Origin of the sequence: Kitasatospora sp. NPDC088861, assembly GCF_044750105.1 — a bacterium.
In the GTDB taxonomy this organism is placed as follows: Bacteria; Actinomycetota; Actinomycetes; order Streptomycetales; family Streptomycetaceae; genus Kitasatospora.
In genome coordinates this window covers 106,335-125,157 of sequence record NZ_JBIVJF010000012.1, presented here as the reverse complement: position 1 = coordinate 125,157, position 18,823 = coordinate 106,335, and the positions used below count along the sequence as shown (strand labels likewise).

Genomic DNA, 18,823 nt, shown 5'->3' with positions numbered 1-18,823 from the left:
TCAGGCGGCCCCGAACCACTCCTCCGCGAGGGCGTCCAGCGTCCGCGCGGAGGGATTCAACTCCCTCAGGTACCACGGAAGGTGGCTGTACACGTGGAGCAGCGTGTACGCCATCAGCAGGCGCGGCTCGAAGCCGCGCCCGTAACCGGCCAGGAGGAGGCCGAGCAGGCGGGGGTCGGCGCGGGTGGTGAACAGGCCGACGGCGACGAGGTCGTAGGCCGGGTCGCCGACCATGGCGGGTTCGAAGTCGAGCAGGCCGGTGAGGCGCCAGCCGTCGGCCGGGTCGACGAGCAGGTGCTCGCGCATGAACTCGGTGTGCAGCAGGGCGCGTTGCGGCGCCCGGGGCAGCGGCGCGGCGGCCAGGAAGCCCGGGATCTGCTCCAGCCAGGCCTCGGGCAGGCCGCGTTCGCGCTGGCGGGCCACCGCCCCGGCCCGCTGCCGGTCCAGGAAGGCGCCCCAGTCGCCGGGGCCGAGGGTGTCGGCGAGCGGTCCGGGGTCGAGGGCGTGCAGGGTGGCCAGCGCCCGGCCGCAGTCGTGGGCGATCCGCTCCCGGTCGGCCTGCGGGATCCGCGGCCAGGCGGGGGCCAGGCCCTCGCCGGACAGTCGTGACATCAGCACGTAGCGCCAGCCGTTGACGTGGGCGGCGGCGGCCCGTACGTCGGGGGTGGGGATCGGCAGGGCGCCCTGGAGGCGGGTGAGGACGCGCTCCTCGGTGACGCCGTCCTCGGCGCTGGCGGCGGGGAACAGCTTGAGGACGTGCGCGTCGCCCACCGCGTAGACCGGGACGGACCCTTCCGCGAAGCGCTCCAACGGCAGCCCGGCGAGGCCGAGTTCGGCGCAGAGCGCCTCGGCTCCGGGGCGCATCACCGCCTCGTCGCGCACGATCGCGTCCCACTGTTCTTCCGTCTCCACCACCGGCAGCATGGGCGCACGGTAGGCGGACCGGCGTCGCCGCGGCAAAGGCTTTTCAGCGGTCGGGGCCGGCCGGCCCCGGCGCCCGGGACGGGCCGGGAGCGGGAAGCGGCCCGCGCCCCGAGCCGGAGCGGTTCACTGGGGCCCGCAGACGTCGGTGGCGGCGGGGGAGAGGGGTTCCGGGCCGCCGGCCGGGTCGCGGGTGAGGAGGTAGCGGGCTCCGGGGCCGGTGTCGGCGGCGCGGTCGGCGGCGTTGTAGAGGGAGCAGCGGGAGAGGGAGAGACAGCCGCAGCCGATGCAGCCGGTCAGCTTGGCCTTGAGACGCTGGAGTTCGGCGATCTGCTCGTCGATGCGGCTCTGCCAGGATTCGGCGACCCGGTCCCACTCGGCGCCGCTGGGGGCGGGGCGCTCGGGGAGCCGGTCGAGGGCGACGCGGGCCTCGTCGAGGGAGAGGCCGACGCGCTGGGCGGCGCGGACGAAGGCGATCCGGCGCAGCGTGCCGCGGGGGTAGCGGCGCTGGCCGCCGGCGGTGCGGGTGGCGTGGATGAGGCCGAGGCTCTCGTAGTAGCGCAGGGCGGAGGCGGCGAGGCCGCTGCGGCGGCCGAGCTGGCCGATGGTGAGCAGGTCGTCGCGGTGCGGGCCGGGTGATCGGCCGTGGTCCGGGGTCGCGGTCATGGGCACCCACTCTAGCCGCTTGACCTCAAGTCGACTTTAAGTTGCACCATCGTGGTCATGACGACGAACGCAACCGCGGACCTCGCGGAAACCGCCCGTTTCGAGGACCTGTCGGCGCTGATGGGTCTGATGACCGGCGACGAGAAGCACGGCCCGGCCGCCACCTCCACCCTGGACGCGCTCTGGGTGCTGTACGACCGGGTCCTGCGGGTGAGTCCGGAGCGGGTCGAGGCGCAGGACCGGGACCGCTTCCTGCTCTCCAAGGGCCACGGCCCGATGGCGTACTACGCGGTGCTCGCGGCCAAGGGCTTCATCGACCCCGGGGTGCTGCCGAGCTTCGGCGGCTACGACTCTCCGCTCGGCCACCACCCGGACCGGATGCTCGTCCCCGGGGTGGAGATCGCCTCCGGCTCGCTCGGGCACGGCCTGCCGCTGGGCGTCGGCACGGCGCTCGGGCTGCGGGCGCAGGGCCTGACCGACCCGGCGGTGTGGGTGCTGGTCGGCGACGCCGAGTTCGACGAGGGCTCCAACCACGAGGCGGTGGCCTTCGCCGGTGCGTACGGGCTGGAGCGGCTGCACGTGGTGGTGATCGACAACTCCTCGGCCACGCACGGCTGGCACGGCGGGATCGCGGCCCGGTTCGCGGCCGAGGGCTGGTCCGCCGTGACGGTGGACGGCCGCGACCACGAGGCGCTGTACCGCGCCTACACCGCCGAGCACCCGGGCCGCCCGCACGTGGTGGTCGCCCGGGTCGAGCCCAAGGACTCCTGAGCCCGAGGACCCCCACGCAAGCGCCAACCAGCACGAACCGAAAGGCACTTCACCGATGGACACCATGCGCGACCGCTTCATCGACGTCACCAGCCGCCTGCTGGACGAGGACCCCCGGCTGGCCGTGGTGCTCGCCGACATCAGTGCGGCCGCCTTCGCCCCGGCCCAGCAGCGCCACCCGGACCGGGTCGTCAACGTCGGCATCCGCGAGCAACTGCTGATCGGCGCGGCCGGCGGCCTGGCGCTGACCGGGATGCGCCCGATCGCCCACACCTTCGCCAGCTTCCTCGTCGAACGTCCCTTCGAGCAGGTCAAGTTGGACCTCGTCCACCAGGGCGTCGGCGCCGTCCTGGTGAGCGCGGCCGGCTCCTACGACTGGCCGGCCGGGGGCCGCACCCACATGTCCCCGGGCGACGTCGCCCTGCTGGACACCCTGCCGGACTGGACGGTCCACGTGCCGGGCCACCCGGACGAGGCCGAGCAGCTGCTGCGCCACGCCGTCGCGGACGGCGACCGCAACGTCTACGTCCGCCTCTCGGAGCACCGGAACGCGCAGGCCCTGCCGGTCGAGGCGGGCCGGTTCACCACCGTGCGGCAGGGCTCGCGCGGGGTGGTCCTCGCGGTCGGGCCGATGCTGGACGCGGTGCTCGCGGCCACCGAGGGCCTGGACGCCACCGTGCTGTACGCGGCGACGGTGCGCCCCTTCGACGCGGCCGGGCTGCGGGCGGCGGTGGGGGAGCGGGCGGACGTGGTGCTGGTGGAGCCGTACCTGGCGGGCACCTCGGCGAACGAGGCGCACGCCGCGCTGGCCGACCGCCCGCACCGGGTGCTGGGCCTGGGCGTGCCGCGCGAGGAGCACCGGCACTACGGCTCGATCCCGGAGCACCTGACCGCCTACGGCTTGGACGCGGCCTCGCTGCGGGAGCGGATCGACACCTTCCTGTGGTGACGTTCCTGTGGTGACGCGCGGGGTGGGTCAGCGCGCGACGGTCGCCACCGCGACCACCGCCACCGCGTCCGCCCCCAGCCGTGCCGCCGTCCCGTCCAGCGCCGCCGCCCCGAAGGCCGCGACCAGTTCGCGCCCGGTCCCGTCCAGTGGCAGGGTGGCCTCGGCGGGGCCGAGGTTGACGGCGATCCGGTACGGCCCCCGGTGCACCACCAGCCAGCGCGCCGCCTCGTCGTACGCCACCCGCACCGCGCCGAGGTCGGGGTCGGACAGCTCCGGCCGGTCGCGGCGCAGCCGGATCAACGTCCGGTGCCAGGTGAGGAGTTCGGCGTGCGGGGCGCGCCGGGGCTCGGTCCAGTCGAGGACGGAGCGCAGGACGGTGGCGGGCTCCTGCGGGTCGGGGACGGACTCGGCGGCCCAGCCGTGGTCGGTGAACTCCCGGCGCCGGCCCTGCCGGACGGCCTCGGCGAGCTGCGGGTCGGTGTGGTCGGTGAAGTACTGCCAGGGGGTGGCCGCGCCCCACTCCTCGCCCATGAACAGCATCGGGGTGAACGGCGAGGTGAGCACCAGCGCGGCGCCGCAGGCGAGCCGGCCGGCGGTGAGGCAGGTGGAGATGCGGTCCCCGAGGGCCCGGTTGCCGATCTGGTCGTGGGTCTGGAGGTAGCCGAGCAGCCGGTGTCCGCCGTCCGGCGGGAAGGGGCGGCCGTGGCCGCGGCCGCGGAAGCCGGACCAGGTGCCGTCGTGGAAGAAGCCACGGGTGAGCGTCTTGCTGAGGGCGGCGAGCGGGTGGCGGGCGAAGTCGCCGTAGTAGCCCTGGGATTCGCCGGTGAGCGCGCAGTGCAGGGCGTGGTGGAAGTCGTCGCTCCACTGCGCGGTGAGGCCCTGGCCGCCGGCCGCGCGCGGGGCGGTGGTGTGCGGGGTGTTGAGGTCGGATTCGGCGATCAGGAACAGCGGGCGGTTGGTCGCGACGGCCAACTTCTCGACCTCGTGGGACAGTTCCTCCAGGAAGTGGACGGCCCGGTCGTCCGCGAGGGCGTGCACGGCGTCCAGCCGCAGGCCGTCGATCCGGTAGTCGCGCAGCCAGCCGAGCGCGCTGCCGGTCAGGTAGCGGCGCACCTCGTCGGAGCCGGGGGCGTCCAGGTTGACCGCCGCCCCCCACGGCGTGTGGTGCCGGTCGGTGAAGTACGGGCCGTACGCGGGAAGGTAGTTGCCGGAGGGGCCGAGGTGGTTGTGGACGACGTCCAGCACCACGCCGAGGCCCTTGCGGTGGGCGGCGTCGACGAAGCGCTTCAGCCCCTCGGGCCCGCCGTACGGCTCGTGCACGGCCCACGGCGAGACCCCGTCGTAGCCCCAGCCGTGTCGGCCGGGGAACGGGCAGACCGGCATCAGTTCGACGAAGTCGACGCCCAACTCGACGAGGTGGTCGAGGTGTTCGGCGGCGGAGTCGAAGGTGCCGCGGGGGGTGAAGGTGCCGATGTGCAGCTCGTACAGCACGGCGCCGGGCAACGCGCGGCCGCGCCAGCCGGTCTGCGACCAGCGGAACGCGGCGTGGTCGACCGGGCGGCTGGGGCCGTCGGGGCCGTGCGGCTGCCAGGGGGAGCGCGGGTCGGGCAGTGGCGGCCCGTCGTCGAGGCGGAAGGCGTAGTCGCCGGCCGGAGCGCCGCCGGTCCACCAGCCCGGGCGCTCCGGGCACCGGGCCAGCGGATGGGCGGCGCCGTCGACCTCGACCTCGACCCGGTCGGTGGCCAGGGGCGCCCACACCTCGTAGGTCCGCACGCTCAGCTCCTCCTCGTCAGCAGGGCCACCGGCCGGTCCGCCAGCAGCCGCGTGACGGGCACCGGGCCCGCCGGGTGGGTCCGCAGCGTCAGCAGGTCCGTCCAGGGCCCGCCCTCGGGCAGCTCCAGGACGGTGCCGCGCCAGCCGCCGGCGCGTTCCAGCCCGTACGGGAGCCGGGTGACGGCGGTGACCACGTCGGCGCCGCGGGCGAAGGACAGCAGGTGGTCGGCGGCGGGGCCGGCGGCGCTCAGCGGCCGGTAGGGCCCGAGCGGGCGCTCGCGCCGCAGGTGCAGCGCCGCCCTGGTGAGGTGCAGCTTCTCGCGGGCGAGGTCGCCGGGGCGCGGGGCGGCAGCGTCGGTGAGCCGGACGGCGAGCGCGCCGAGGTCCACCACGCCCCGGTTGTCCGGGTCGACGAGCGTGTACAGCGGTTCCTCGCTGCCCTGGTAGAGGTCGGGCACGCCCGGGACGGTGAGGTGCAGCAGCGCGGCGGCGAGGGTGTTGGCGCGGGCGTAGGGGGCGAGGGCGTGCACCAGGCCCTCGATCCGGGGCAGCAGCCCGGGGTTGGTGTGGACGGCGCGGGCGCGCGCGGTGAGCGCCTGCTCGAAGCGGGTGTCGGGGGTGGTCCAGGAGGTGTGCAGCTTGGCCTCGCGGGCGGCCTTGAGGAGGGCGGCGACGAGTCGGTCGGGGTCGATCGGCCAGGCGGCGACGAGGGTGTGCCAGAGCAGCCAGTCGCCGTCGCGGGCACCGTGGTCGTGGTCGTGGTCGCCTTCGCCGTCGGGGCCGGCGCCTGGGCCGGGCCCGGCGGCGGTGGACCAGGCGGCGGCCTCGGCGGCCCAGGCCTCGGGCCGCTCGGCGAGGACGGCGAGCCGGGCGCGGGCGTCGGCGCTGCGCTTGGTGTCGTGGGTGGACAGCACGGTCATGCTGTGCGGCCAGGCGCGCTCCAGGTAGCGGCACCAGTCGTGGAACCGGGCCGGCGACAGCCCCGGCCGGCCGGGCTCGCCGCCGACCTCGTTGAGGCCGGGCAGCGCGTTCCACCGGTAGAAGGCGGTGTCCTCGACGCCCTTGGCGGCGACGGCGGCGGCGGTCTGCGCGAAGCGCTCGCAGAACTCGTCCTTGTGCGGCCCGCTCCCCAGCTCCCCGAGGGCCAGGGCGGCGACCAGCCGGTCCGTCGGGTCGGCCGAGCCGCCCAGCGCCGCGCGCACCTGCTCGGCCGAGGCCGGCGGCACCGGCTCCCCGGGCCGGGCGTACGGCCGGTACGCCGGGTAGCCGGTGAACAGCCGCCGCAGCGCCGCGCGCAGCCGCCAGGGCGCGTGGTCGGCGTGCGCGGGCTCGGCGGCGCCGATCCGCAGCGCGATCCGCACCAGCCGGTCGACCTCGGCGGCCAGCTCGCCGTGCGGCGCGGTCATGTCGGCCCGCCCGCGCCGGGCGGCGGCGACCGCCGGGTGGGGGTCGGCGCAGGGTTCGCCGCCCGGCGCGGAGCCGGTCAGGAACGCCGCGTACGCCCCGGCCAGCCGGCAGGCGCCCGCGTGGTCGGTGAGCACGCCGTCGATGCGGCGCAGCGCGTCGTAGCCGGTGGTCCCGGCGACCGGCCAGTCCGCGGGCAGCCGCTCGTCGCCGGTGAGGATCTTCTCGACGACGGTGTACGCCCCGCCGGTGGCGCCGGCGAGGCGGCGCAGGTAGCCGCGCGGGTCGGCGAGCCCGTCGGGGTGGTCGATCCGGAAGCCGTCGACGACGCCGTCGGCGTGCAGCCGCAGCAGGGTGGCGTGGGTGGCGGCGAACACCTCGGGCTCCTCGACCCGGACGGCGATCAGCTCGTTGACGGTGAAGAAGCGCCGGTAGTTCAGTTCGGTGCGGGCCAGCCGCCACCAGGCGAGCCGGTACCACTGGCGGGCGAGCAGCTCGTCCAGCGGCAGCCCCGAGGTGCCGGGCCGCAGCGGCAGCTCGTGGTCGTGGTAGCGCAGCACCTCGCCGTCCACCGCCAGCTGGTCCAGCACGGCGCCGAGCCGGTCGCCGAGCAGCGGCAGCAGCACCCGGCCGCGCGCGGGGGCGTCGGCGGGGCCGGGCTGGGCCACCCAGTCGATGTCGAACCAGCGCGCGTACGGCGAGTCGGGGCCGTCGCGCAGCACCTGCCACAGCGGCTGGTTGAGCCGCTCGGGGACGGGCACCGCCATGTGGTTGGGCACCACGTCGACGAGCAGCCGCAGGCCGTGCCGGTGGGCGGCGTCGGCCAGCGCGCGCAGGGCGCCCTCGCCGCCGAGCTGCTCGCTGACCCGGCCGTGGTCGACGGTGTCGTAGCCGTGGGTGGAACCGGGGGCGGCCTCCAGCAGCGGGGACAGGTGCAGGTGGGAGACGCCGAGGGCGGCGAGGTAGGGGACGGCGGTGGCGGCGTCGTGGAGGGTGAAGCCGGGTTGCAGCTGGAGGCGGTAGCTGGCCGTGGGGGCGGTAGCGGTGGCGGATGAGGGGGAGGTGGCGGCCGGGCGGGGCGGTGCGGGCTCGGCGGCGGAGGTCATAGGTCCATGAGTACCCGGGGGAGCCCGCCGCCAAGACCCGCTGCTGGTCCGAACAGGTGAGCGCGGGGTGTCAGGCCGGCCGCTGGAGCACCATCAGCGAGCGGTCGGTGAGCCACAGCGCGTCCCCGGCCTTGACCCGCGCGCCCGTGCCCGGGGCGGGCAGCCGGGCCTGTGCGGTGTCGACCACGACCTGCCACTCCTGCCCGTGGTCGGCGGGCAGGGTGAACTCCAGCGGCTCGAAGTGCGCGTTGAACATCAGCAGGAAGGAGTCGTCGACGATCCGCCCGCCGCGCCGGTCCGGCTCGGAGATGGCGTAACCGTTGAGGAAGACGGTCAGCGACTTGGCGTAGCTGGCGCCCCAGTTGCGCTTGGTCATCTCCTCCCCGCCGGGGGTGAACCAGGCGATGTCGGTGAGGTCGTCGTGGCCGCCCGAGTCATGGCCGCCGGAGGGGTGACCGCCGGAGGGGTGACCGCCCGAGGGGTGACCGCCGGAGAGGTGGCCGCCCGAGGGGTGACCGCCGGAGAGGTGGCCGCCGGCGGCGAGCGTCCCCGGCCCGGGGCGACCGGGGACCGGCCGCCCGTGGAAGAAGCGCCGCCGCCGGAACACCGGGTGGTCGCGGCGCAGCCAGATCATCCCCTGGGTGAACTCCAGCAGCCGCGCCTCGGGCCCGTCGCCGTCCGGCCAGTGCAGCCAGGTGAGTTCGTTGTCCTGGCAGTAGGCGTTGTTGTTGCCCTGCTGGGTGCGGCCGAGTTCGTCGCCGTGGGAGAGCATCGGCACGCCCTGGGAGAGCATCAGGGTGGCGATGAAGTTGCGCTGCTGGCGGGCTCTGAGCTCCTCGACGGCCGGGTCGGTGCCGGGGCCCTCGACGCCGCAGTTCCAGGAGCGGTTGAAGGACTCGCCGTCGCGGTTGTCCTCGCCGTTGGCCTCGTTGTGCTTGTCGTTGTAGGAGACGAGGTCGCGCAGGGTGAAACCGTCGTGGCAGGTCACGAAGTTGATGGAGGCGATGGGGCGGCGGCCGTCGTCCTGGTAGAGGTCGGAGGAGCCGGTGAGCCGGGAGCCGAACTCGGCGAGGGCGGCGGTCTCGCCGCGCCACAGGTCGCGCACGGTGTCCCGGTACATGCCGTTCCACTCGGTCCACAGCGGCGGGAAGTTGCCGACCTGGTAGCCGCCCTCGCCGAGGTCCCAGGGTTCGGCGATCAGCTTGGCCTGGGAGACCACCGGGTCCTGCTGGACGAGGTCGAAGAAGGAGGAGAGCCGGTCGACCTCGTGGAACTGCCGGGCCAGGGTGGCGGCGAGGTCGAAGCGGAAGCCGTCGACGTGCATCTCGGTGACCCAGTAGCGCAGTGAGTCCATGATCAGCTGGAGCACGTGCGGGCTGCGCATCAGCAGGCTGTTGCCGGTGCCGGTGGTGTCCTCGTAGAACCGCTGGTCCTGGGCGAGGCGGTAGTAGGAGACGTTGTCCAGCCCGCGCAGGGACAGCGTCGGTCCGAGGTGGTTGCCCTCGGCGGTGTGGTTGTAGACGACGTCCAGGATCACCTCGATCCCGGCCGCGTGCAGGGCCTTGACCATCGACTTGAACTCCTGCACCTGCTGGCCCCGGTCGCCGCTGGAGGCGTAGGAGGAGTGCGGGGCGAAGAACCCGATGGTGTTGTAGCCCCAGTAGTTGGTCAGGCCCAGGTCGCGCAGTCGGTGGTCGCGGACGAACTGGTGCACCGGCATCAGCTCGATCGCGGTGACGCCGAGCTTGGCCAGGTGCTCGATCACCGCCGGGTGGGCCAGGCCCGCGTAGGTGCCGCGGATCTCCTCGGGGATGCCGGGGTGCAGCCGGGTGAGGCCCTTGACGTGCGCCTCGTAGATGACGGTGCGGTGGTAGTCGGTGCGCGGCGGGTGGTCGGTGCCCCAGTCGAAGTACGGGTTGATCACGACCGAGTGCATGGTGTGCGGGGCGGAGTCGAGGTCGTTGCGGCGCTCGGGCGCGCCGAAGTGGTAGCCGTAGACGGCCTCGTCCCAGTCGATGTGCCCGCTCATCGCCTTGGCGTACGGGTCCAGCAGCAGTTTGGCGCTGTTGTGCCGCTGGCCGAGGCCGGGGTTGTACGGGCCGTGGACGCGGAAGCCGTAGCGCTGGCCGGGCTGGACGCCGGGGAGGTAGGCGTGCCGGACGAAGGCGTCCGTCTCGCGCAGTTCGACGGCCGTCTCCGAGCCGTCCTCGTCGATCAGGCACAGCTCGATCCGGTCGGCACTCTCGGAGAACACCGCGAAGTTGGTGCCGGCCCCGTCGTAGGTGGCGCCGAGGGGGTAGGGCTTACCGGGCCAGACCTGCATGAGTCCTCAACTTCCTTGCATTCAACGGAAACTGACGTGTAGTCCGATAACGCGCCCGGACCCGGACGCTCTCTTCCCGGCCGGGCGGTCGGGCATGTGCGGCGCTCGCGCGCCGTGACGCACGGCACAGTGCGCATACTCCCCGAGCCTTCCCCCGGCGGCCGGGACATGTGCTGCCGGTTCGCCCGAACGGGTGTCCAGTCGGCATTCCTGTGATAAGTGCGGGCCGGTGGCGGGCGGGCTTGTGGCGGGCGGGCTTGCGATGGGCGGGGCCTGCGACGGGCGTGGGTCTGTGAAGGGTGGGCCTGGTGGTGGTGCCGGGCCCCGTGGGCCATCCGGCTGCACACCGCTCGCGGCGGGCAGTACCCTTGATCGTCCGGCCGTCCCCGGGCCGGTGGCGTTCCATCAGTCGCGCAGGGGCGGAGCGTAGAGCAGCAAACCAGGTGAGGTGGCGCATGGTGTTCCCCGCCGGCGGCCGCGGCCCGGGGCCCGACGGCCCCGACCGGGGCGGCGCCCGCAGCGAGGCGCCCACGGTCGTCATGCGCCCCACCCTGTCCGGCCGTCCCCTGGTGCCCGCCCAGGGCGGCCCGGTCGAGGTCCCCGCCCTCGCCTGGTCCGCCGCCGAATGGGAGGACGCCTACCAGCGGGTCCGCCTGTCCGGCCGCGCCTACGTCTGGCTCAACCTCGTCGAGCAGCGGCTGCGCTCCCTCGTCGACGAGGTGCTGCACCCCATCTACGCCCCCGCCCACGGCGAGGACTGGGTCACCGCCGCCGCCGGCCCCGCCGGCGAGGAGTGGGCGCACCGGGCCGGCGCCGTCCGCGAGGTCAGCCGCCGCAAGGGCTACCTGCTCGACCCGGCGGACGACGACCCGCTGGTCTTCCTCACCCTGCCCCAGCTGCGCGAGCTGATGGTCCAGCACTGGCCCTGCTTCGAGCCCTACCTGTCCGACCGGCGCGAGATCGAACTCGCCCTGGACGAACTGGAGGTGGCCCGGCACGTGGTCTCCCGCAACCGGGTGCTCACCCAGACCGTCCTCGCCCAGACCGAACGCGCCGCCGCCCGCCTGCTCGCCGTCCTCGACGGCGGCGCCGGCGGCGTGCCCGCCGACGTCGTCGAGTCGCTGGTGGCCGGCCGGTACGCGGACGTCGTCGCCGTGCACGCCGACCGCGTCCGTCTCCAGCGCGACCTGCCCGTCGAGGACCTGCTGGACGGCGCCCGGCGCCTGGACGCGCTCGGCATCGGCCTCGGCATGCTCTGCCAGAACTACACCGGCAAGCGGCTGGTGCGCCTGGCCGGCGACGGCTGCCGGGTCCGTCTGCTCTTCCTCAACCCGGCGAGCAGTGCCGTCCGCCGCCGTGAACGCGAACTCGGCCTCGGGCGCGGCGAGTTGTCGCGCTCCATCGAGATGAACATCATGCACGTGCGCCGGGTGCGGGCCCGGCTGCGCGACCAGGGCGGCTTCGAGATCCGGGTCTTCGACGAGACCCCGCGCTTCACCGCCTACCTCGTCGAGGGCCCCCGCCCGACCGGCCAGGTCGGCGGCCGCCGCCAGAGCCGCGACCTCGGCGTCATCCAGCCCTACCTGCGCCGCGCCCGGGGCATGGAGTCCCCGGCCCTGGTGCTGCGCGGCGGCGCCGGCCAGCAGCCCGGCGGCAGCGAACAGGGCCTGCTGGAGGTCTACCGCGAGGAGTTCGAGGGCGCCTGGGGCGACTCCCGGCCGGTGTCCTGAACCCTCCCCCCACCTCTGACGGACCATCGGATCCCTCTCTCCACCCCCGGGTGGAGACCCGGAACTCCATCCGTGCGGCGGCGACACCCCCGGGCCGCGCCGCACAAGCTGGAGGCGGGGTCGCGGCCGCACGAGCGACGCGACGACGTCGAGGGGAGTGCGCCGTGGTGTACGGAACAAAGCGCGGGACAGGACGGGGGGCAGCGCGCGGAAGGCTGCGTGAAGGGCCCGGGGCGGGGCTTGGGACGGGGCCTGGCGGAAGGCTGCCGGGGAATGCCCGCCGAACCGCCCGCCGGCGCTGGCCGTTCGCGCTGGCCGGCGTGGCGGCAGCCCTGCTGGGCCTGCTGCCGGCCGTCCCCGCCGAGGCCCGGGAGGCGGGCGGCTGCCGTATGGCGACCTCCGCCGGCCGCCTGCAAGGGGTGGCCCAGGACGGCCGGTGCGCCTACCTGGGCGTCCCGTACGCGGCGCCGCCCACCGGCGAGCGCCGGTTCCGCCCGCCGCAGCCCGCCGTATCCTGGCCCGGAACGCTGCGCGCCACCCAGGCCCGCCCCGGCTGCCCGCAGGACCTGAGCGCGGGCGGCGGCGGCACCGAGGACTGCCTGTACCTCAACGTGTGGTCGGCGCACCACGGCGGCGCCCGCAAACCCGTCATGGTCTTCCTGCACGGCGGCGCGGACGAACTCGGCGCCGCCGCCCAGCCCGTCTTCGACGGCGGCCTGCTGGCCGAGCGCGGCGACGCCGTCGTGGTGAACCTGGACTACCGGCTCGGCATCCTGGGCTGGACGGAACTCGGCGCGCTCGACCCGTCCTACGCCGGCTCGGGCAACAACGGGCTGCGCGACGAGAGCGCCGCGCTGACCTGGGTGCGCCGGCACATCGGCGCCTTCGGCGGCGACCCGGGCAACGTCACCGTCTTCGGCCAGTCGGCCGGCGCGATCTCGATCAGCGCCCTGCTGGCCGGCGACCACCCCGAGCGCCTCTTCCGGCGCGCCATCGTCGAGAGCGGGCCCGGCTACCTGGTGCACACCGCGGCCGCCGCGCGGGCCACCGCCGGAAAGGTCTTCGCCACCGGCGGCATCCACACCGTCGCGGACCTCGACCGGCTGAGCACCCAACAGGTCCTCGAACTCCAGGAACAGGTCCAGCACGGGCTCTCCGGACTGTCCTCCGCGGTCTTCTTCGGCCCCTCCATCGACGGGGCGCTGGTGCCCGGCCCGGTCGTCGAACGGATCGCCGCCGGCAGCGCCCGCGACGTCGACGTGATGACCGGCACCACCGAGAACGAGACCGACTACTGGGCGCTGTTCGACCCCACGCTGCCGGACCTCCCGCTGAGCGCCTACCGCAACCTGCCCCCCGTGCTCGCCGACCGCAAACAGCAGATGTACGACCGGTACGCCGCCGACCGCCCCGGGGCCACCGAGGGCCGGGTGGTGAACGCGATGCTCACCGACCAGACCGAGCGGATCCCCACCCTGCGCCTGGCCGAGGCCCAGTCCCGCTGGCGGCCCACCCACGTCTACCAGTTCGACTGGCACGTGCCCTACGTCCCCGGCCTGCCCGCCGCCCAGAACCTGGGCGCCATGCACACCCTGGAACTGCCCTTCGTCTTCGGCGGCCTGGACCTCGGCGCGATCCCGCGCGGCGCGCAGACCGTCGCCGCACAGCGGCCCGAACTCACCCGGCTGTCCGAGCGGATGGCCGACGCCTGGGCCTCCTTCGCCCGCGAGGGCGACCCGGGCTGGCCGTCCTACACCGCCGACGCGCGGGCCACCCGGATCTGGGACCTGAACCCCAGCGTCCAGTACGCCCCGCACGACGACGAACGCGCCCTCTGGGACGACTACTCCTTCCCCGCCCTGGACCTCGGCACCCGCTGAGGCCTTCCCGCCTTCCCGCCGGAGCAGGGGGCCGGGCCACCGCCCGGCCCCCTCGGCACGCCCCGCCCCGGCGTCCGGCCCCTGAAACCCGCTGGCCAGGCCGGTGCGGCCGCTGCCACACTGCGGGCCGTGAACAGCCTCCCCGCCTGGACCCTGCGCCCCGCCACCGCCGCCGACGTCGAACCCGTCGCCGAACTCAAGGCCGTCGTCCTGCGCGCCGACCTCGAACGCCTCGGCCGCTACGACGACGACCGGGTCCGCCGGCGCCTGCGGGCGGGCTTCTCCAGCCGCCACAGCTCCGTCATCCTCGTCGACGGCGCCTTCGCCGGCTCCGTCACCGTCCGCCCCGCCGAGCAGGGCGGCCGCTGGATCGAGCACTTCTACCTCGCCCCCGCCCACCAGGGCCGCGGCCTCGGCACCGCCGTCCTGCGCCACCTCCTCGCCCAGGCCGACGCCGCCGGCGAGCCCGTGCGCCTCGACGTCCTCCAGGGCAGCCCCGCCCGCAGCCTCTACGAACGCCACGGCTTCGTCCTCGACCACGAGGACCCGATCGACGTCTACCTGGTCCGCGAGCCCGCCGCCTGAACCGGGGCCGGCCCGTTGGTCGGGGCGTGGCGCCCGGTGACGCTCGCCCGGGTGACGCGAGTAGGCCGGACGGATGGTGACCGGCGGTCGGGCGCGGCGCTCACCCGAGCACCGGGCCCGACCGCTTGTTAGCGTCCCGTCCATGATCGACAGCCCGCACTCCACCGGCTCCGAACACCCCCGCGCCACCCGCCGCGGCCTGCTGCGCACCGCCCTCGGCGCCACCACCGCCGGAGCCCTCACCCTCACCGGCGCCCGCCCCGCCCAGGCCGCGCCCCGCACCGCCACCCGGCGCATCGACTTCCACGGCCTCCACCAGGCCGGCATCACCAACCCGCCCCCCGGCTACGGCACCTTCCTCGCCCTCGACGTCAAGGCCCGCGACCGCAAGGCCCTCGAAACCCTCCTGCGCACCCTCACCGACCGCATCCGCTTCCTCACCGCCGGCGGCACCCCGCCCGACCTCGGCCCCGCCGCCGCCCCCTCCGACAGCGGCACCCTCGGCCCCGACCTGCCCGCCGACGACCTCACCGTCACCGTCGCCGTCGGCGCCTCCCTCTTCGACACCCGCTACGGCCTCACCCGCCACCGCCCCCGCCGGCTCACCGCCATGCGGCCCTTCCCCGTCGACGCGCTGCGCCCCGCCGAATGCCACGGCGACCTCTCGCTCCAGATCTGCGCCGAGAACCGCGACACCGTCCAGCACACCATCCGCGACCTGCTGCGCAGCACCAACGGCCTGATCCGCCCGCGCTGGCAGCTCGACGGCTTCCAGAACCGCTCCCGCCCCACCGGCGCCGCCCGCAACCTGCTCGGCTTCAAGGACGGCATCGAGAACCCCGACACCACGAACGCCCGCGAGCTGGACGCCCTCGTCTGGGTCGGCGAGGGCGGCGACGAACCGCGCTGGGCCGCCGGCGGCAGCTACCAGGTCATCCGCGCCATCCGCACCCTCGTCGCCGGCTGGGACGAGGTGCCGCTCAAGCAGCAGGAACGCCTGATCGGCCGACGCAAGAACGACGGCGCCCCGCTCGGGGCGGCCGGCGAGACCGACACCCCCGACTACCGCAACGACCCCGACGGCGCCGTCATCCCCCTCGACTCCCACATCCGCCTCGCCAACCCCCGCACCGACGGCACCCGCGACAGCCGCATCCTGCGCCGCGCCTTCAACTACGACCGCGGCCTCGATTCCGACGGCGAACCCGACCTCGGCCTCGCCTTCTGCTGCTACCAGCAGGACGTGGCCCGCCAGTTCGAAGCCGTCCAGACCCGCCTCAACACCGAACCCCTCGCCCGCCACCTCCGCCCCACCGGCGGCGGCTACTTCTACGTCCTCCCCGGCGCCCACGACACCACCGACTGGCTCGGCCGCACCCTCCTCACCGCCACCTGACGCCCCGGTTCGCGCGCCCGTCGCCCAACCGGGGCGCGGGCGCCCGCCGTTGGGGCGACCTGCCGAAACCGAGGGGGCCGTCCGCCGCCGTACCGGCCCGCACCCCGACCGCCCCGGCGGCCGGGATGTCGGTGGGGCGGGTGATGATGGGGGCTGTTTCGAGAGGCAGGACGGAAGGACACCCCCTTATGAGCTGGTGGCAGCAGCCACTGGTCGGCTTCGACCTGGAGACCACGGGCACCGACCCGGCCGTGGACCGCATCGTCACGGCCGCGCTCGTGGACACCGTCGGGGCCCGCCGGGTGGGGGCCGCGCACTGGCTGCTCGACCCCGGGGTCCCGATCCCGGCCGAGGCGGAGGCGATCCACGGCATCGGCGACGACCTGGCCCGCGGCAAGGGCCGGCCGGCCAAGGAGGCGGTGGAGGAGATAGCCGGCGCGCTCTGCGAGCGGCTCGCCGCAGGGCGCCCGGTGGTCGCGTTCAACGCGCCGTTCGACCTGTCGCTGCTCGACGCCGAGCTGCGCCGGTACGGGCTGGTGCCGCTCGCCGAGCGCCTCGGCGCCCCGGTCGGGCCGGTGCTGGACGCGCTGGTCGTCGACCGGGCGGTGGACAAGTACCGCAAGGGCTCGCGCACCCTGCAGCGGGTCTGCGAGGTGTACGGCGTCGAGCTGACGGACGCGCACGAGGCGGGCAGCGACGCGCTGGCGGCCGTCCGGGTCGCCGTCGCCCTCGCCGAGCGCTACCGGGCCGAGGTCGGCGACGTCGCGCCGGCCGAGCTGCACGAGCGCCAGATCGGCTGGTACCGGGAGTGGGCCGAGGGCTTGCAGGCGTGGCTGCGCCGCGGCAAGGACCCGCAGGCCGTGGTCGACCCGCGGTGGCCGATGAGGTGACCGCCCCCGGTGAGGCCGGCGGGCCGGGCGGGGCCTAGCCGGCCGGCCAGTCGAAGGTGTAGCCCTGGGCGACCAGCCAGGGCAGCAGCTGCTTGAGCGCGGCCACGGTCTGGGTGCGGTCGCCGCCGCCGTCGTGCATCAGGATCACGCCGCCGGGCTTGAGCTGCTTCTGCACGGTGGAGACGATGGCCGGCACGCCCGGGCGGGACCAGTCGCGCGGGTCGACGGACCAGCCGAGCGAGGACATGCCGAGGCTCGCGGTGATCTGCTCGTTGTCGGCGTTGAAGCCGCCGCCGGGGGCGCGGAACCAGCTGACCCGGGTGCCGGGGCCGCCGGCCTTGACGATCATGTCCCTGGCGGCGGAGATCTCGTAGGCGGCCTTGTCGTGGGGGAGCTTCGCGAACGGCTGCGGGTGGTGGACGCTGTGGTCGCAGAGCCGGTGGCCGGCCGCGAGGACGCGCTTGACCAGGGCCGGGTTGGCGGCGGCGTTCTGGCCGATCTCGCAGAAGGTGGCCTTGGCGTGGTACTGGGCGAGCAGGTCGAGGATCTGGCCGGTGGCGGGGCCGGGGCCGTCGTCGAAGGTGAGCGCCACGGTGTGGCCGCCGGAGGCGGTGGAGCCGATGACGGTGCCCGGCTTGACCGGCGCGGGCGGCGGCGCGGGGGTGCCCGAGGGCGTGGTCGCTACGGGCGTGGTGGTGACCGGGGCGCTCGGCGTGCCGCTGTGGGGCGCGGCGGTCGTCCCGGCCGGCGCCTTGGGCGTGCGCGGCTTCGGGACGGCCGGCGGGGCGGCGGAGGCGGGTGCGCTGTCGGAGCCGGGGGCGGGCGCGACGGTGGCGACGGGGCCGTCGGTCGGCCGGGAGTCGGTCGGCGCGATGGTGATCGGGGGCTGGGTGCTGACGCCGGCCGTCGGCTGGAGGGCTCCGCTGGCGGTGCCGCACGCGGCCAGGCCCAGGGTGGCGGCCGCCACGACGCAGCCTGCGACCAGCCGGCGGCGGGCCGTGAGGGCCGTACGGGTCGGAGGGGAGGGCCGGCGGGTGGCGGAGTGGGGCATGGCGGCGGCTCCTGTGGTGCAGAGGGGTGCAGAGGACGGGTGCCGATCCCTCGGTCAGGATGACTGTCCGATAGGACGCCGAGCGTACGTGCCCCGGTTGCGGAGCGGACCGGAGCGCCGTAGGAGTCTTCTCACACGCGCCCGGGTTGGCGCCCCCGCGGCCCGCCGGGTATCCCGGGGGCCGTGACGGGGGCGTCCCGGCACTTCAAGGCCCGGCACTTCAGGAGCCCGCCACTTCGGAAGCCCGACGCCCCGGGAGCCCGACGCCTCAGAACGGGTACCAGCGCACCTCGGTGGCACCCTCCCGCAGCGAGGCGACCCGGCGCCGGAACTCCGCCAGCGCGGCCGGATTGCCGGGCACCTGCTGGGCGACCCAGGAGGCGCTGGCGGTCTCCCGGGCCCCGCGCAGCACCGCGAAGCCGGGCCAGGCGCGCACGTCCCAGCCGTACGCCTCGACGAAGGCCCGGTACTCCTCGCCGGGCACGCCGTACCGGTCGTGGCTGAGCGCGAGGACCACCAGGTCGTGTTCGCGCAGGTCGTGCGAGACGTTCTCCAGGTCGAGCAGGACGGGCCCGTCCGGGCCGACGTGGACGTTGCGGGGCAGCGCGTCGCCGTGGATCACACCGGGGTGCAGGTGCGGGGCGAGGTCGGGCAGGGCGGCGGCGAAGCCGTCGCGGCGGTGGCGCAGGAAGGCGACGTCGGCCGGGTCGACGTGGCCCTCGGCGGAGGCCAGCCAGCGTTCGACGGGGGCCAGCAGGTCGCGGTGGGCGAGCGGGAAGGGCGGCAGCGGCAGCCGGTGCAGGGCGCGCAGCAGCGGGGCGAGGTCGGCGGGGCGGGCGGGGCGGACGGCGGGGGCGAGCCGGTGCCAGAAGGTGACGGGGTGCCCGTGGGCGAGCTGGGGCTCGGCTTCCACCGCGTCGTACGGGCGGACCACCGGGACGTCCTGGGCGGCGAGCCAGTGGGCGACGGCGAGTTCGTGCCGCGCCCGTTCGTACAGTTCGGGGCCGCGGCCGACCTTGGCGACGACGGCCGGGTCGCCGAGGTCGAAGACGGCGTTCTCGCCGAGCGCGAGCAGCCGGGCGTCGCCGGGGCCGGGCAGTCCGGCGGACTCGCAGGCGTGGGCGAGCAGCAGCCGGGCGCGGCCTTCGTCGAAGGGGATCATGGCGGTGCTCCGTTGGGGCGGCGTTCATCCGGAGGCCTCCGGACGGTGATCATCATGACGGACCGGGGTGGGGTTTTCCCTACCCTCCTACCCTGACATCTCCTCCCAGGGGGTAGGGGAGAGATCCACCCTGAGGGGGAGCTGTCTCCACCCGGAGCACGAGGTCAAGGGGCGTGCGCCCGGGAGAAACTGGGTCGGGGCCGCTTCGGAGCGGCC

At 75.2% G+C, this 18,823-nt stretch carries 14 protein-coding genes; 7 read left to right on the top strand and 7 right to left on the bottom strand.

The window, feature by feature from the left end:
- Entirely contained in the window at positions 1-924 is a 924-nt protein-coding gene (locus ACIP37_RS21385) for a phosphotransferase family protein (protein WP_400810813.1), read from the bottom strand.
- Positions 925-1,047: 123 nt separating this feature from the next.
- Positions 1,048-1,587 carry a redox-sensitive transcriptional activator SoxR gene (soxR, locus tag ACIP37_RS21380; RefSeq protein WP_400810811.1) on the bottom strand — a complete coding sequence of 180 codons (540 nt, stop codon included), beginning with the start codon at positions 1,585-1,587 and terminating at the stop codon, positions 1,048-1,050.
- 57 nt (positions 1,588-1,644) lie between these two features.
- Between soxR and ACIP37_RS21375 the strand changes: the two genes are divergently transcribed.
- Both ACIP37_RS21375 and ACIP37_RS21370 read left to right on the top strand, forming a co-directional pair.
- Positions 1,645-2,358: a transketolase gene (locus ACIP37_RS21375; RefSeq protein ID WP_363584153.1), complete on the top strand. Its 714-nt coding sequence runs from the start codon at positions 1,645-1,647 to the stop codon at positions 2,356-2,358.
- A 55-nt stretch (positions 2,359-2,413) separates the two neighbouring features.
- The gene (locus ACIP37_RS21370) at positions 2,414-3,307 is read left to right on the top strand and encodes a transketolase family protein (protein ID WP_400810809.1); all 894 of its coding nucleotides are present in this window, start codon (positions 2,414-2,416) and stop codon (positions 3,305-3,307) included.
- Positions 3,308-3,334: 27 nt separating this feature from the next.
- Here ACIP37_RS21370 and treZ read toward each other — a convergent pair whose 3' ends face one another.
- From treZ to glgX, 3 genes are all read right to left on the bottom strand, one after another.
- On the bottom strand, positions 3,335-5,080 hold the full coding sequence (treZ, locus tag ACIP37_RS21365) for a malto-oligosyltrehalose trehalohydrolase (RefSeq protein WP_400810807.1): 1,746 nt from the start codon (positions 5,078-5,080) through the stop codon (positions 3,335-3,337).
- Positions 5,081-5,082: 2 nt separating this feature from the next.
- The gene (gene treY, locus ACIP37_RS21360) at positions 5,083-7,590 is read right to left on the bottom strand and encodes a malto-oligosyltrehalose synthase (protein ID WP_400810806.1); all 2,508 of its coding nucleotides are present in this window, start codon (positions 7,588-7,590) and stop codon (positions 5,083-5,085) included.
- Between the two features lie 70 nt (positions 7,591-7,660).
- Positions 7,661-9,913 carry a glycogen debranching protein GlgX gene (gene glgX, locus ACIP37_RS21355; protein WP_400810804.1) on the bottom strand — a complete coding sequence of 751 codons (2,253 nt, stop codon included), beginning with the start codon at positions 9,911-9,913 and terminating at the stop codon, positions 7,661-7,663.
- A gap of 455 nt (positions 9,914-10,368) precedes the next feature.
- On the opposite strand from glgX, the gene ACIP37_RS21350 reads away from it, so the two are divergent.
- The 5 genes from ACIP37_RS21350 (at position 10,369) to ACIP37_RS21330 (ending at position 16,394) form a co-directional block, all read left to right on the top strand.
- Positions 10,369-11,643: an SAV2148 family HEPN domain-containing protein gene (locus ACIP37_RS21350; RefSeq protein ID WP_371516519.1), complete on the top strand. Its 1,275-nt coding sequence runs from the start codon at positions 10,369-10,371 to the stop codon at positions 11,641-11,643.
- Positions 11,644-11,963: 320 nt separating this feature from the next.
- Positions 11,964-13,523 (top strand): carboxylesterase/lipase family protein, encoded by a 1,560-nt coding sequence (locus tag ACIP37_RS21345; RefSeq protein WP_400810801.1) that lies wholly within the window; start codon positions 11,964-11,966, stop codon positions 13,521-13,523.
- A 129-nt stretch (positions 13,524-13,652) separates the two neighbouring features.
- On the top strand, positions 13,653-14,108 hold the full coding sequence (locus tag ACIP37_RS21340) for a GNAT family N-acetyltransferase (RefSeq protein ID WP_363584142.1): 456 nt from the start codon (positions 13,653-13,655) through the stop codon (positions 14,106-14,108).
- Between the two features lie 142 nt (positions 14,109-14,250).
- Complete coding sequence (efeB, locus tag ACIP37_RS21335; RefSeq protein WP_400810800.1) at positions 14,251-15,504, top strand: iron uptake transporter deferrochelatase/peroxidase subunit; 1,254 nt, start codon at positions 14,251-14,253, stop codon at positions 15,502-15,504.
- A 188-nt stretch (positions 15,505-15,692) separates the two neighbouring features.
- Positions 15,693-16,394, top strand: a complete 702-nt coding sequence (locus ACIP37_RS21330; protein WP_363584138.1) for an exonuclease domain-containing protein — start codon at positions 15,693-15,695, stop codon at positions 16,392-16,394.
- Between the two features lie 34 nt (positions 16,395-16,428).
- Here the strand turns inward: ACIP37_RS21330 and ACIP37_RS21325 are convergent, their stop codons facing one another.
- Together ACIP37_RS21325 and ACIP37_RS21320 are read right to left on the bottom strand one after the other, a co-directional pair.
- Positions 16,429-17,445 carry a polysaccharide deacetylase family protein gene (locus ACIP37_RS21325; RefSeq protein ID WP_400810798.1) on the bottom strand — a complete coding sequence of 339 codons (1,017 nt, stop codon included), beginning with the start codon at positions 17,443-17,445 and terminating at the stop codon, positions 16,429-16,431.
- Positions 17,446-17,713: 268 nt separating this feature from the next.
- Entirely contained in the window at positions 17,714-18,607 is an 894-nt protein-coding gene (locus ACIP37_RS21320; protein ID WP_363584134.1) for an aminoglycoside phosphotransferase family protein, read from the bottom strand.
- Positions 18,608-18,823: the final 216 nt, after the last annotated feature.